General features: G+C 64.4%; 14 protein-coding genes and 1 tRNA gene. 5 read left to right on the forward strand and 10 right to left on the reverse strand.

What is annotated here, in order from left to right; all coding sequences use genetic code 11:
- The first annotated feature begins 7 nt into the window (after window positions 1-7).
- The gene (locus GLR48_RS08465) at window positions 8-811 is read left to right on the forward strand and encodes a DUF1013 domain-containing protein (RefSeq protein WP_237060771.1); all 804 of its coding nucleotides are present in this window, start codon (window positions 8-10) and stop codon (window positions 809-811) included.
- Between the two features lie 261 nt (window positions 812-1,072).
- The gene (locus GLR48_RS08470; protein WP_237060773.1) at window positions 1,073-1,414 is read left to right on the forward strand and encodes a hypothetical protein; all 342 of its coding nucleotides are present in this window, start codon (window positions 1,073-1,075) and stop codon (window positions 1,412-1,414) included.
- A 31-nt stretch (window positions 1,415-1,445) separates the two neighbouring features.
- Here GLR48_RS08470 and recR read toward each other — a convergent pair whose 3' ends face one another.
- The 7 genes from recR to GLR48_RS08505 all read right to left on the reverse strand — a co-directional run bounded on the left by recR (window position 1,446) and on the right by GLR48_RS08505 (window position 9,106).
- Window positions 1,446-2,039 carry a recombination mediator RecR gene (recR, locus tag GLR48_RS08475; protein ID WP_237060775.1) on the reverse strand — a complete coding sequence of 198 codons (594 nt, stop codon included), beginning with the start codon at window positions 2,037-2,039 and terminating at the stop codon, window positions 1,446-1,448.
- A 66-nt stretch (window positions 2,040-2,105) separates the two neighbouring features.
- Window positions 2,106-2,450, reverse strand: a complete 345-nt coding sequence (locus GLR48_RS08480) for a YbaB/EbfC family nucleoid-associated protein (protein ID WP_072856564.1) — start codon at window positions 2,448-2,450, stop codon at window positions 2,106-2,108.
- Between the two features lie 64 nt (window positions 2,451-2,514).
- Window positions 2,515-4,263: a DNA polymerase III subunit gamma/tau gene (locus GLR48_RS08485; RefSeq protein ID WP_237060777.1), complete on the reverse strand. Its 1,749-nt coding sequence runs from the start codon at window positions 4,261-4,263 to the stop codon at window positions 2,515-2,517.
- 343 nt (window positions 4,264-4,606) lie between these two features.
- Window positions 4,607-6,055: a UdgX family uracil-DNA binding protein gene (locus tag GLR48_RS08490; RefSeq protein ID WP_237060785.1), complete on the reverse strand. Its 1,449-nt coding sequence runs from the start codon at window positions 6,053-6,055 to the stop codon at window positions 4,607-4,609.
- Window positions 6,056-7,312: a putative DNA modification/repair radical SAM protein gene (locus GLR48_RS08495; RefSeq protein ID WP_237060793.1), complete on the reverse strand. Its 1,257-nt coding sequence runs from the start codon at window positions 7,310-7,312 to the stop codon at window positions 6,056-6,058.
- A gap of 247 nt (window positions 7,313-7,559) precedes the next feature.
- Window positions 7,560-7,763, reverse strand: coding sequence for a hypothetical protein (locus GLR48_RS08500; protein ID WP_237060795.1), 204 nt, complete (start codon window positions 7,761-7,763; stop codon window positions 7,560-7,562).
- Between the two features lie 236 nt (window positions 7,764-7,999).
- Entirely contained in the window at window positions 8,000-9,106 is a 1,107-nt protein-coding gene (locus GLR48_RS08505) for an NADH:flavin oxidoreductase (protein ID WP_237060797.1), read from the reverse strand.
- Window positions 9,107-9,208: 102 nt separating this feature from the next.
- Between GLR48_RS08505 and GLR48_RS08510 the strand changes: the two genes are divergently transcribed.
- Entirely contained in the window at window positions 9,209-9,592 is a 384-nt protein-coding gene (locus GLR48_RS08510; RefSeq protein ID WP_237060799.1) for a winged helix-turn-helix transcriptional regulator, read from the forward strand.
- Window positions 9,593-9,877: 285 nt separating this feature from the next.
- On the opposite strand, the gene GLR48_RS08515 is transcribed toward GLR48_RS08510, so the two are convergent.
- The 3 genes from GLR48_RS08515 to GLR48_RS08525 all read right to left on the reverse strand — a co-directional run bounded on the left by GLR48_RS08515 (window position 9,878) and on the right by GLR48_RS08525 (window position 10,860).
- Window positions 9,878-10,132 (reverse strand): hypothetical protein, encoded by a 255-nt coding sequence (locus GLR48_RS08515; protein ID WP_237060801.1) that lies wholly within the window; start codon window positions 10,130-10,132, stop codon window positions 9,878-9,880.
- A gap of 226 nt (window positions 10,133-10,358) precedes the next feature.
- Window positions 10,359-10,434, reverse strand: a tRNA-Ala gene (locus GLR48_RS08520).
- A gap of 99 nt (window positions 10,435-10,533) precedes the next feature.
- Window positions 10,534-10,860 carry a TIGR02300 family protein gene (locus GLR48_RS08525; RefSeq protein WP_237060803.1) on the reverse strand — a complete coding sequence of 109 codons (327 nt, stop codon included), beginning with the start codon at window positions 10,858-10,860 and terminating at the stop codon, window positions 10,534-10,536.
- A 112-nt stretch (window positions 10,861-10,972) separates the two neighbouring features.
- Here GLR48_RS08525 and GLR48_RS08530 point away from each other — a divergent pair, with 112 nt between their 5' ends.
- Together GLR48_RS08530 and GLR48_RS08535 are read left to right on the forward strand one after the other, a co-directional pair.
- Entirely contained in the window at window positions 10,973-11,659 is a 687-nt protein-coding gene (locus GLR48_RS08530; RefSeq protein ID WP_237060805.1) for a M48 family metallopeptidase, read from the forward strand.
- 12 nt (window positions 11,660-11,671) lie between these two features.
- The gene (locus GLR48_RS08535) at window positions 11,672-12,319 is read left to right on the forward strand and encodes a GntR family transcriptional regulator (protein WP_237060807.1); all 648 of its coding nucleotides are present in this window, start codon (window positions 11,672-11,674) and stop codon (window positions 12,317-12,319) included.
- Window positions 12,320-12,358: the final 39 nt, after the last annotated feature.

The following is a 12,358-nucleotide window of genomic DNA, read 5'->3' on the forward strand; positions in this document are numbered from 1 at the left end:
GAAGACGATGTCCGATAAACCGATCATGGCCAAGGCCACCGCCGTCTGGTTGTGCGACAACACGACGCTGACGTTCCAGCAGATTGCCGACTTCTGCGGGCTGCACCCGCTGGAGGTGCAGGGCATCGCCGATGGCGACGTGGCGACCGGTGTGAAGGGGTTCGATCCCATCAGCAACAACCAGCTGACGCAGGACGAACTCGACCGCGCCGAAGCGAACCCCCAGCACAAGCTGAAGCTGAAGTTCAACGCCGCAGCCCAGGGCGAGGAAAAGCGCCGCGGCCCGCGCTACACGCCCTTGTCCAAGCGTCAGGATCGCCCGGCGTCGATCTATTGGCTGGTGAAGTTCCATCCGGAGCTGGAGGACAGCCAGATCAGCAAGCTGGTCGGCACGACGAAGCCCACGATCGCCGCGATCCGCGAGCGGACGCACTGGAACATCAACAACCTCGACCCCATCGACCCGGTGGCGCTGGGCCTGTGCAAGCAGTCCGAACTGGACGCTGCCGTGCAGAAGGCCAACGCGAAACGTGCCCGTGAAGGCACCGCGATGACCGATGACGAGCGTCGCAAGCTGGTGTCGACCGAGTCAAGCCTTGGGTCTGCACCCGAGCCCAAGATGCCGTCGTCGATGGCGGGCCTAGAGACGTTCAGCCTGTCCGACTCTGCGCCGGTCGAGGAAGAGGAAGTCGAGGACAAGCGCGACATCCGCGACGCCGACAGCTTCTTTAACCTGCCCGATGATGTCGATGCGACCAACGATGATGACGACGAGGATGACGACGACACGGACATGCGCCGCAAGCGCTGACCGCATCTGACCAGACCTACCCCAATGCCCCGGCGGAAACGCGGGGGCATTTTCGTTTCTGGATGTCCATTTGACGAAATGCTGCAGCTGCACGGTGTGGTGCGCGCGTCGTCCGGTCTACGATTGTATGCAGAAATGCCTTGTTTTACACGCATACCAGTCATGTTGGATTGTCTGTTTTCTACGCATCACCGTCGTGTGATGCTGCAATGCAGAATAGATAGCGGCCCTGTCCGCGCCCACTGCATGAAAGAGAATGCCATGAAAACGATGATCCTCGCCGCTCTGCTCGTCACGCCGCTCGCTGCGACCGCCGACAGCATCATCCTCTCCGCGCCGCTGGCGGGGCAGACGCTGCATACCGACGATGTGGACATGTCCGTCTACTTTACCGACTCTGATACGACCCTTGGCGTCGTCGCCGTCTATGCGCCCCGGACAGCCGATGCGACGCCGTCCATGCTTCAGATGGACCTCGCCGATGGTGAAAGCACGACGTTCGGCCTGCCGGGTTATGGTCAGGCGTCCTATACCTTTGCCCGCAGCGGCGACGCCGTCACCGTCACGGGCACCCCGCTGCCGATCGTCGAGGCGATGAACTGAAGCAAGTTTCACGACACGCCGCGGCGGTGCGTTACAGCGCCCGCCGCGCGCGCAGAGCGGCGGTGATCGTACCGTCGTCGAGGTAGTCGAGCTCTCCGCCCACGGGCACCCCCTGGGCGAGGGACGTGACAGTGACGCCGGTCAGTTGATCGGCGATGTAATGCGCGGTCGTATGGCCGTCGATGGTCGCCCCCAGTGCCAGAATGACCTCTCGCACCTCTTCCGACGTGATCCGGTCCAGCAGGCGGGGGATGCGCAACTCCTCCGGCCCCACGGCGTCCAGGGCGGACAGGGTGCCACCCAGTACGTGGTAGCGGCCCTTGAACTGCTGACTGCGTTCCATCGCCCAAAGGTCGGCGACGTCCTCGACCACGCAGATTTCACCGTTGGCGCGGCGGTCGTCGGTGCAGATGGCGCAGATGTCGCCGGTGGCGATATTGCCGCAGTTCAGACACTCCCGCACGGTGGCACCGACACGGGTCATGGCGTCGGCCAGCGGGATCAGCAACTGGCCACGTTTCTTGATCAGGTGCAGGACCGCGCGCCGTGCCGACCGGGGGCCAAGCCCCGGCAATTTCGCCATCAGGACGATCAGGTCGTTCAGCGCCTCCGTGTCATCGGTCATGGGATGTGACCGACGCCGGACCCTCCGGGGGGAGTATTTCAGAAAAAGCGAGGCGGGGTGTCACGATCAGAACGGCATCTTCATGCCCGGCGGCAGGCCGAGGCTTTCGGCGATCTTGCCCATTTCCTCTTGTGCGCGGTCCGAGGCGCGCGATTGGGCGTCCTTGATGGCGGCCAGAATCAGGTCCTCGACCACTTCCTTGTCGGACCCGTTGAAGATGCTGGGGTCGATGTCGAGACCGGTCAACTCGCCCTTGGCGGTGGCCGTGGCCTTGACCAGACCGGCGCCGGCCTCACCGGTGACGGTGATTGTGTCGAGGTTGTCCTGCATCTCGGCCATCTTGGCCTGCATGTCCTGTGCGGATTTCATCATCTTGGCCATGTCGCCAAGACCGCCCAAACCTTTGAACATCGTGCTGTCTCCGTTGCTGTGCTTTGTCTTCAGATACGTATGGGGCGGGTGCGGAACAAGGGTGTCAGCCGTCCTCGAACGGGTCCCATTCATCCTCGACCTCGGCCAGCGCGTCGCTCGCGGCCTCTTGCGCCCGGTCGGCCTCGGTGCGGATGTCGGTGATGCGGGCCTTGGGAAACTGCGCCAGCACGGCCTGCACCAGCGGGTGCGCCGTGGCGCGCTGTTGCAGGGCAGAGGCGGCGGCATCGCGGACCTCTGCGATGGTGGGCCCGCCTGCGTCGTTGCTGACGATCACAGCCCAGCGGTTGCCGGTCCAGGCCTGCAGCCGCGCGCCCAGACGTTGCGTCAGGTCGGGGGCCGCGTTGTCGGTGGGGTGGACCTCGATCTGGCCGGGTCTGTAGCTGACGAGGCGCAGGTAGCCTTCGACCTCGGTCAGCAGCTTGATGTCCCGGTGGGCGCGGATCAGGTTCACCACGTCCTCGAACCGGGCGTAGTGATGCAGCGCCTCGGTCGCCAGTTGCGGGGCGGCAGAGGCGGAGGGGCCAGAGGGGCCGCTGTGGGTGGGGGCAGGCGTGCGCGACATCGCCTGCGTCGTACCGGTCGCGGGCGCCATGCGGGCGCCGCCACCGCCGCTCGAGGGCGGTGGCGGTGTTGCGTCCTTGAGCTTGCGCACCAGATCTTCTGGCGTGGGCAGGTCGGCCACATGGGTCAGGCGGATCACGGCCATTTCGGCGGCCATCATGGCGTTGGGAGAGGCCGCGACCTCCTCCAGCGCCTTGAGCAGCATCTGCCACATCCGGGTCAGCACGCGCATCGGCAGGGCCTGCGCCATCGACAGGCCGCGGGTCCGTTCGTCAGGGCCGATGGTGGGGTCATCGGCGGCATCAGGCGTGATCTTGATAACGCTGACCCAATGCGTGACCTCGGCCAGATCGCGCAGCACGGCCATCGGATCGGCGCCGTCGGCGTATTGGGTCGACAATTCGTTCAGCGCCTCGGCCGCCTCGCCGCGCAGGATCATGTCGAAAAGGTCCAGCACGCGGCCGCGATCCGCGAGGCCCAGCATCGACCGCACCTGATCGGCGGTGGTTTCCCCGGCGCCATGGCTGATCGCCTGATCCAGCAGCGAGGTTGCGTCGCGGGCGGAGCCTTCGGCGGCGCGGGTGATGAGGGCCAGCGCATCGGCACTGATCTGGGCGTCCTCGGCCTTGGCGATGCGGTTCAGCAGGCCGATCATTACCTCGGGTTCGATACGGCGCAGGTCGAAGCGCTGGCAGCGGGACAGGACGGTGACCGGGACCTGCCGGATTTCCGTGGTGGCAAAAATGAACTTCACGTGGGCTGGTGGTTCTTCCAGCGTTTTCAGCAGCGCGTTGAACGCGCTTTTCGACAGCATGTGGACTTCGTCGATGATGAAGATCTTGTAGCGTGCCGAAACCGCGCGGTAGCTGACCGTCTCGATGATGGCGTCGCGGATGTTCTGCACACCGGTGTTCGAGGCCGCGTCCATCTCCATCACGTCGACGTGGCGGCCTTCCATGATGGCCACGCAATGCTCGCAGACGCCGCAGGGGTCGGTCGTGGGGCCACCCTGGCCGTCGGGGCCGATGCAGTTCATGCCCTTGGCGATGATCCGGGCGGTCGTGGTCTTACCCGTCCCCCGGATGCCCGTCATGATGAAGGCCTGCGCGATGCGGTCAGCGGCAAAGGCATTCTTCAGCGTGCGCACCATCGCATCCTGACCGACGAGGTCGGCGAAGGTTTCCGGACGGTATTTCCGCGCGAGGACCTGATAGGCGGGTTTGTCTGACATGGGGTGCTGCGTTCCGATCCGGTGGGTTGCGGCAATCTAGGCGCGCGCGGCGGTCAGAGCAACCAGAGGACAGCGCCCATCATTACTGTGGCCTCCGACAGGATGGTGGCGACGGCCTTGCGGAAGCGCCGGGGGCAATCGACCCGATGACGGCCTGCAAACCGTGGTTGGATCACGATGCAGGCGATTCACTTCGGATGATCCATGCGGCGCAGGTCTGTCGTTGGCCAAATCATGCGATCTTGGCCTCCGTCGGTGCGGCCTTGCGCCGGATCGCCCGAGGTTTGCGCCTGTGCCATGGACGAAGCCCCTCTTGCTTCATCCCGTGCCAAGGATCGGCCCGTCACATCCCCGCACGGCGCTGGTCCATGGGCGGCGCAAAAGCCGCGAGGGTCTGCACGGCCAGTTGCAGGTCCGCAATCATGGCGGCCTCGGCCTCTGGCCTTGCGGCGGGGGGCATCCGCAGCAGGGCGCTGGGGTGCAGGGTGATCAGGACGGGGCCGTGCGGGGTGTCCTCGATCGTGCCACGCCGCTTCATCACGGCCTTCGCGTCGCCGGTCAATGCGCCCATCGCCGTCGCCCCCAGCGCAAGCGTCAACCGGGGGCGCAGCAGGGTGCGTTCGGTATCGAGCCAGAACTTGCAGTGGCTGACCTCTGACGCGTTCGGGTTCACGTGCAGGCGCCGCTTGGCGCCTTCCTTGAATTTGAAGTGCTTGACCGCATTGGTGACATAGGCGGCACTGCGGTCGAAGCCGGCGCGCGCGGCCAGTTGGTCGAAAAGTTGCCCGGCGGGACCGACAAAGGGGGTGCCTGCCAGATCCTCCTGATCGCCGGGCTGTTCGCCGACGATCATCAGGGCTGCGCCGTGCGGTCCGGCGCCCGGCACCACCTGTGTCGCCGGGCCATGCAACGGGCAGCGGGTGCAGCCCGCCAGACCGGCGGTCAGCAGGTTCCACGAGGCGGGCTGCGGCACCTCTTGCAGTTGCGCATGGATCCGGGCGACGCGGGCGGGTTCCAGCGTGGGGGCGGTTTCGGCCATCTCGCGCACGCGGGCTTCGGCGGTGGCGATCAGATCGGGAATATATTGTGCCTCTGGCAGATTCTTCCAGTATTTCTTGGGCATCTCTGACGTCATGGCAGAGATCTTCAGTCGTGCGGGGTTGAAGATGTTCTTGAAATAGGTGCCCCAGAGCGCCTCTGCCGCGTCTTCCGGCAGGTCCGGCTTTTCGCGCCCCTCGTGAAACGTCAGCGCGCCGTCGGTGAATTTTGCCGTGACGTCCGGTGTGACGATCATCCAGTCCATATCGGCAAAGCGGCGGGCGAAGAACGGCGCGCAGGGTTCGACCGTGTGATGCGTCGGTTCGAACCAGGCGGCAAAGCTGCGGCGCGGACCGTCGCTGCGCAGATCGCGGAAGCGCACGAAGGCACGCATCTTGTGCTTGCACCGATGCACTGCCTTTTCCATCTGGCGCAGGCGGGCAAGGTCAGGGTCGGCGCGGTCGGCCATGATGCCCTTGTCCAGCCTAAGCCGCCAAAGCAACGCATACAGACGGGCAAAGCGCTGCGGGTCCTTGTGCCAGACGACCCACTGCGCCATCTCGACGAAATCGGCGGGCACGCGGATCGCCTGTCGGGTCGTGGGTGGCGGCATGTCGGTTGCAAACAACTCTGTCGCCGATCCGTCCCAGTCCCAGACGATGTCCTCTGGCGGCACGCGCGCTGCGAGAAGGGCACGCGCGGCATCGCGCCACGCGGCCCATGTGCCGATGCGGGGCAGGGGCACGCTGATCATTCAGAACAACGTCAGCTGTTCCGGGGGCGGCGCAAAGCGCGCGCGCAGGTCAAGGCTGTCAGTCAGCCCGCCCGGCGTCCAGTCCAGTGCCGTCACGAAGGCGCGCGCCTTCTTCAGGCTTGCCCCAAGCCGCAGCAGGTCGTCATAGCGCAGCGTCCGGTGACGGCGTGTCGTCAGGATGCGGTTCACCGTCTTGGTGCCGAACCCCGGCACGCGCAGCAGCATATCACGCCCGGCCCGGTTCACGTCCAGCGGAAACAGGTGCCGGTTCTGCAGCGCCCAGGCAAGCTTTGGGTCAATCTCCAGATCCAGATTGCCGCCCTGGGCGACCGATGTGATCTCGTCCACGCCGAACCCGTAAAACCGCATCAGCCAATCCGCCTGATACAGCCGGTGTTCGCGCATCAGGGGCGGCTTGATCAGGGGCAGCTTGGCCGTGCTGTCGGGGATCGGCGAGAAGGCGGAATAATAGACACGCCGCAGCTTGTAGTCGCCGTAAAGCGAGGTCGATCGGGTCAGGATCGTCGCATCCGTGGCGCCGTCGGCGCCTACGATCATCTGCGTCGACTGCCCGGCGGGGGCAAAGACAGGGGGGCGCTTGCCCGTGTAACTACGGTCCTTGGATGCGGCGCGCGCGGTGCGGACATTGCCCATCGCCGCCCGGATCGTCACCGGGTTCTTTTCGGGGGCAAAGGCCTGCACGCTGCGGTCCGTCGGCAGTTCGACGTTGATCGACAGGCGGTCGGCGTAAAGCCCCGCCTCTGCGATGATCTCGGGGGCGGCATCGGGGATCGTCTTGAGGTGGATGTAGCCCCGAAAATTCTCGACCGTGCGCAGGCGCTTGGCGATGCGGACCATGTCGGACATCGTGTCATCCGGGTTGCGGATCACGCCCGATGACAGAAACAGCCCTTCGATGTAGTTGCGGCGGTAGAATTCCAGCGTCAGGCTGACGACCTCGTCCACGCTGAACCGGGCACGCGTCACGTTGGACGACACCCGGTTCACGCAATAGGCGCAGTCGTAGATGCAGAAATTCGTCATCAAGATCTTCAGCAGACTGATGCAGCGCCCGTCGGGGGCGTAGGCATGGCAGATGCCGGACCCTTCGGTGCTGCCCAGCCCCTTGCCGTCGCGGCTGTCACGCCGGGTTGTGCCGCTGGACGCGCAGGATGCGTCATAGCGGGCGGCGTCCGACAGGATCGCGAGTTTCTGGTGCAAGGTTTGTGCCATGATGTTCATGGTATGTTCGCGCATGGATCATGACAAGTGCAATCTCGGTCAGCCAGGCAAATGTCGCCGGAATACTGCAGCAGTTCGGTTTCCCGCGCGCGTCCCTGCCTGCTCTTCCCTCGCGGCTCAGGCGGTCTCATTCGGATCGCGGCTTTCTCGTCTGCGCGTGACCGATCAGTGATGTTGGCTGCGCTTTGCGACGGCCCCTCCGGGGCGGCCCGAAAATGCGGGCGGAGCCTTTGAAAGCGCTTCAGCGATCGCGAAGTGGACGTCAGATTCTGGAGCTGTTCGGATCCGATCTGCCGCAGCTCCACCGCTTGATCCGCCAGTTCGGATGACCTTCGGACCACATTGCAAGTTGTCCGGGCGCACCATTCATGCAGGCCATCACGGGCATGTCTGCAAACAGAAGGTGTTCGGTTTTACATTCCTGTGGCGCCGTCGACAGACAGACCAGAAAGACAAGTTCAATCATCTGAAACTCCTGAAAACGGAATTGATGTGCCGACGATGCTGCAGGTGCGAAGGTGACCCCAAACGAAAACGTCCGAAGTGCTGCGGCCAGCGATGCGGATCGCCTGCCGTTGCTCAATCCTTCAGCATGGTGATCTGGCAAGTGACATAGCGTAAAGCCGCGCTGCGGCGAGTGGACGGCCTGGCCGTCCCTTGTCGCTGTCTTGCGGACCAGCCTTGGCTGGTCCGCGATGTGGCTTAAGCGAGCGTCTTGAGGTCTTCTGCGTCAAAGCCCTGCAGCTCTTCCATGCGATCGTCGCGGACTTTTTCCACCCAATGGGCATCCGACAGGATCGCGCGGCCGACGGCGATCAGGTCGAACTCGTCCTTTTCCATCCGGGTGACCAGACGGTCGAGCGGCGTGGTCTGCGATGCTTCCCCGGCAAAGGCGCCACCGAAGTCGGAGTTCAGACCGACAGAGCCCACGCTGATCGTGGCAGCCCCGGTCAGTTTCTTGGCCCAGCCGGCAAAGTTCAGACCCTCTGCGCCGTCCAGCTCGGGGAATTCGGGTTCCCAGAACCGGCGCTGTGAACAGTGCAGCATGTCGGCACCGGCCTCGACCAATGGCATCAGCCAATCGGTCATCTCGTCCGGGGTGGCGGCCAGACGCGCGGTATAATCCTGCTGCTTCCACTGGCTGACGCGCAGGATCAGCGGAAAGTCGGGACCGACGGCAGCACGGATCGCGGTGATGATCTCGGCTGCAAAGCGCGACCGTTCCTTGATCGTCGGACCGTTCCAGGCGTCGTCGCGCAGGTTCGTGCCGGACCAGAAGAACTGGTCGATCAGGTAACCGTGGGCGCCGTGGACCTCGACCGCGTCAAAGCCCGCGTCCTTGGCCAGTTTCGCCGAGGATGCGAAGGCCGCGATGGTGTCGGCGATATCTTCTTGGGTCATCGCATGGCCGCGCGGCTCGCCAGGGCCGACCAGCCCGGATGGGCTTTCGACCTCGGCCTCGGGTTCCCACTTGCCACCGCGGGTCGATCCGGTGTGCCAGATTTGCGGTGCGATCTTTCCGCCTGCGGCGTGGACGGCGTCGGCGACATTCTTCCAGCCAGCCATTGCCTTGTCACCGTGAAAGAACGGGATGCCGGGCGTGTTGCGCGAGGCGGGGCGGTCGATCACGGTGCCTTCGGTCAGGATCAGACCCACATCGGCGGCGGCACGGCGCTTGTAGTATGCGACCTGCGGCTGCCCGGGGATGCCCTCTGGCGCCATGCTGCGCGTCATGGGGGCCATGACGATGCGGTTGGGCAGGTTCAGCCCCTTGAGCGAGAAGGGGCGAAAGAGTGTGTCGGTCTTCATGACGTATCCTGATTGGTTTTGTCTTTGCGACCGCTTAGGTATACATTGTGCACTTGGTGTCCAGAGCGCACTTTGATGACACCAGGTCACCCGGAGGAAACCATGCTGCACGAGACCCCCTGCGCCGGATCGCATTTTTCGGTCGATTGCCCGTCGCGCCTGTTGTTCGATCAGGTGGCCGACAAGTGGTCGATGATGATCATGACCGTCCTGAACGGAGGCGGCACCCGTTTCAACGACCTCAAGCGCAGGCTGGAGGGCGTGTCGCAGAAGTCGCTGTCGATGACCCTCAAGCGGCTGGAGCGCAACGGGATCATCGCGCGCACCGTCGTGGCCAGCACGCCGCCGGGGGTGCTGTATGAATTGACTCCACTGGGACTGACGTTATTGCCGCCGTTTCAGGCGATCTATCGCTGGGCGAACGACAACATGCACGCGGTCGAGGCGGCCCGGCTGGCCTACGACGGAAACCACGGCGCGAATTGATCCGCGCGCGGGCCCTGGGTCAATGACCGAATCGCCGGCCCTTGGATGATCGCACGGACGCGGCGATTTTTGGGGCCGGGGCCTGATGATCGGCTAGGGGAAGGGGGTGGGGGTGTCACCCCCTGCCACCCGGCCTGGCCACGCCCCTGCGCTCCACATTCGCAGCGCCAAGATAGCGACGGCCGCGGGTGGCGGAGCTTTCCAATGGCTCACAGCCAATCAGCGTCACGGGACGCCAAGTCCTACTGCGGCTAGAGGGCCAAGTGCTGCGCCGTGACCCATTGGCTAGGGCTTGATCAACATATCTTCGATCTGGTCGGCAAGGCGGGCAAGCGGCAAGAGATTGTCACTGTGTCCGTCCTTCAAGTTTTTATCGGCTTCCTTGCCAAGCAGTTCGTGTAGATGCACTGCAAATGCGTCTAAGGCGTTACTTTCCAGTGAGTTGGCAAAACTGGCCAAAGCATAAAGCCAGGCTTTTCGTTCGATCTGCAATTCTGCGACCGCGTCCTCAAGGACCAAAAGCCGTTCTTGATGATCCATCAGATTGCCTATTTTGCTTCTTAAAACTGTCGCATGGTCGCAGGATCCGCCGCACTCTTCCTCTTTAAGTCCCCTGCATCAAGAGACGCAACGGTCACGCAATTCCTGCGCTTTTGCCGGTAGTAGCTTCATGTTTTCGTGAAAGCCCGCTGGTGGGATAAATGGTGGGACAGTCCGCGGGTCGCGGCTATTTCCCAGTAATCTTAATTGTTTGAATAGGGCGGTTTGGTGGAGCCTAGGGGGATCGAACCCCTGACCTCTTGCATGCCATGCAAGCGCTCTCCCAGCTGAGCTAAGGCCCCGAACCGTGTGACGCGAACCGCGTCGTCTGTCTGGCGCTGTCTATGCAGCGACCGGGACGAGATCAAGCATGAAATCGCGTCCCGGCGTCATCTTTTTCGTCAGTCGTCGTCGCCCTTGCTGACGTCGGCAATGTCGTCGAGGCTGACGGTGTCATCATCGTCGTCTTCCAGGACATCATCGCCCAGATCGACGTCCTCGTCCTCGTCATCATCGTCGTCCAGAACCAGATCGTCCTCTTCGTCGGCGACCTTCATCTTCTTGGTCTGCGCGTCTTCGGCATCGGCGACCATGGTGCGGGTCTTCGATGTCTCGATGTTGACGACGTTGCCCGTGTAGGGGCTGACGACGGGAGTCTTGTTCAGGTCATAGAAGCGCTTGCCCGTTTCCGGGCACAGGCGCTTGGTGCCCCATTCTTCTTTCGGCATGGGTAACCCCCTTATGAATATCGGTGCGGCCCTTGCGGCGGCCTGACGTCCCCTGCCATAAGGCAGAAGCGGTGTCAAAGACCTTTGCTGCCGGGCGGGACAAAGGATGCATATGGGCCGCGACCTGATCATTGGCAACCCCCCGATTGCGGTGGACCTGCGCCGCTCTGCGCAGGCGCGACGGTTGAGCCTGCGTGTGTCCCGGCTGGACGGCAAGGTGACCCTGACCATGCCGCCCCGTGCGCCGGAACGCGAAGCGATCGCCTTTCTGAAAGAGCGCGAGGCCTGGTTGCGGGGGCATCTGGCGGATGTGGCCCCGCAGGCCCCCGTCGCGGCCGGGGAAGAGGTCCTGTATCGCGGCAGGCTGCTGCCGATCCGGCATCATGCGGGCCGCGGCGTGCGGGTGGACGCGGATGCGGTCTATCTGGCCAAGGGGGCGGGGGCCGCGGCGCTGAAGGCCTTCATGCGGGCGCAGGCGCGCGACGTGTTGACCACAGCCTGCGACCATTATGCCGCACGGGTGCGACGTCCCTATAAGCGGCTGACCCTGCGGGATACGCGGTCGCGCTGGGGGTCCTGCACATCCGACGGTGCACTGATGTTTTCGTGGCGGCTGATCATGGCGCCGCCGGAGGTGCTGGACTACGTCGCCGCCCACGAGGTGGCACATCTGGTCGAGATGAACCACTCGCAGGCCTTCTGGGACGTGGTCGCGGCCCTTGTGCCGGATTACGCGCGTCACCGGCTGTGGCTGCGCGAACATGGCGATCAACTGCACCGGCTGCGGTTCGATGGCTGACGGGGGCGCCGCATGATCCCGCCGCGTGTGCCGGCAACACCGGGCGCCGCCCATGACCGCGTCTTTCGCGCCTTGCGGACCCGTATCCTGCACGGGCAGGTCGAACCGGGAACGACGCTGACGCTGCGCGGGATCGCCCGCGATTTCGAAGTCTCGATGACCCCCGCGCGCGAGGCGGTGCGGCGGCTGGCCTCGGAAGGGGCGCTGTCGCTGTCGGCCACGGGCCGGATCAGCACGCCGCTGTTGTCGAACGAACGGATCGAGGAGCTGGCGACCCTGCGCGCGCTGCTGGAACCGGAACTGGCATCCCGGGCGCTGCCCCGCGCGCATTTTGCCCTGATCGAGCGGCTGGAGACGATCAACCTCGGCGTCAGCCAGATGGTCGCGCGCCATGACGCGAGTGGCTATATCCGGATGAACCTTGAATTTCACCGCACGCTTTACCTGCGCGCGCAGTCGCCCGCGATCCTTGCGATGACAGAGACGGTCTGGCTGCAACTGGGGCCAACGATGCGGGCGCTCTATGGCCGTCTGAACCGCACCGATCCGCCGATGCACCATCGGTTGATTCTGGCGGCGCTGAAGGCAGGGGACGAGCCGGGGCTGCGGCTTGCGGTGCGCGGTGACGTGACCAAGGGGCTGCGGCTGCTGAAGGCCTGAGCATTTGGCCAGCGGCAGAGGGGGGCTGTCTGCCCCCCG

It is taken from the genome of Loktanella sp. M215 (assembly GCF_021735925.1).
In the GTDB taxonomy this organism is placed as follows: domain Bacteria; phylum Pseudomonadota; class Alphaproteobacteria; order Rhodobacterales; family Rhodobacteraceae; genus Loktanella.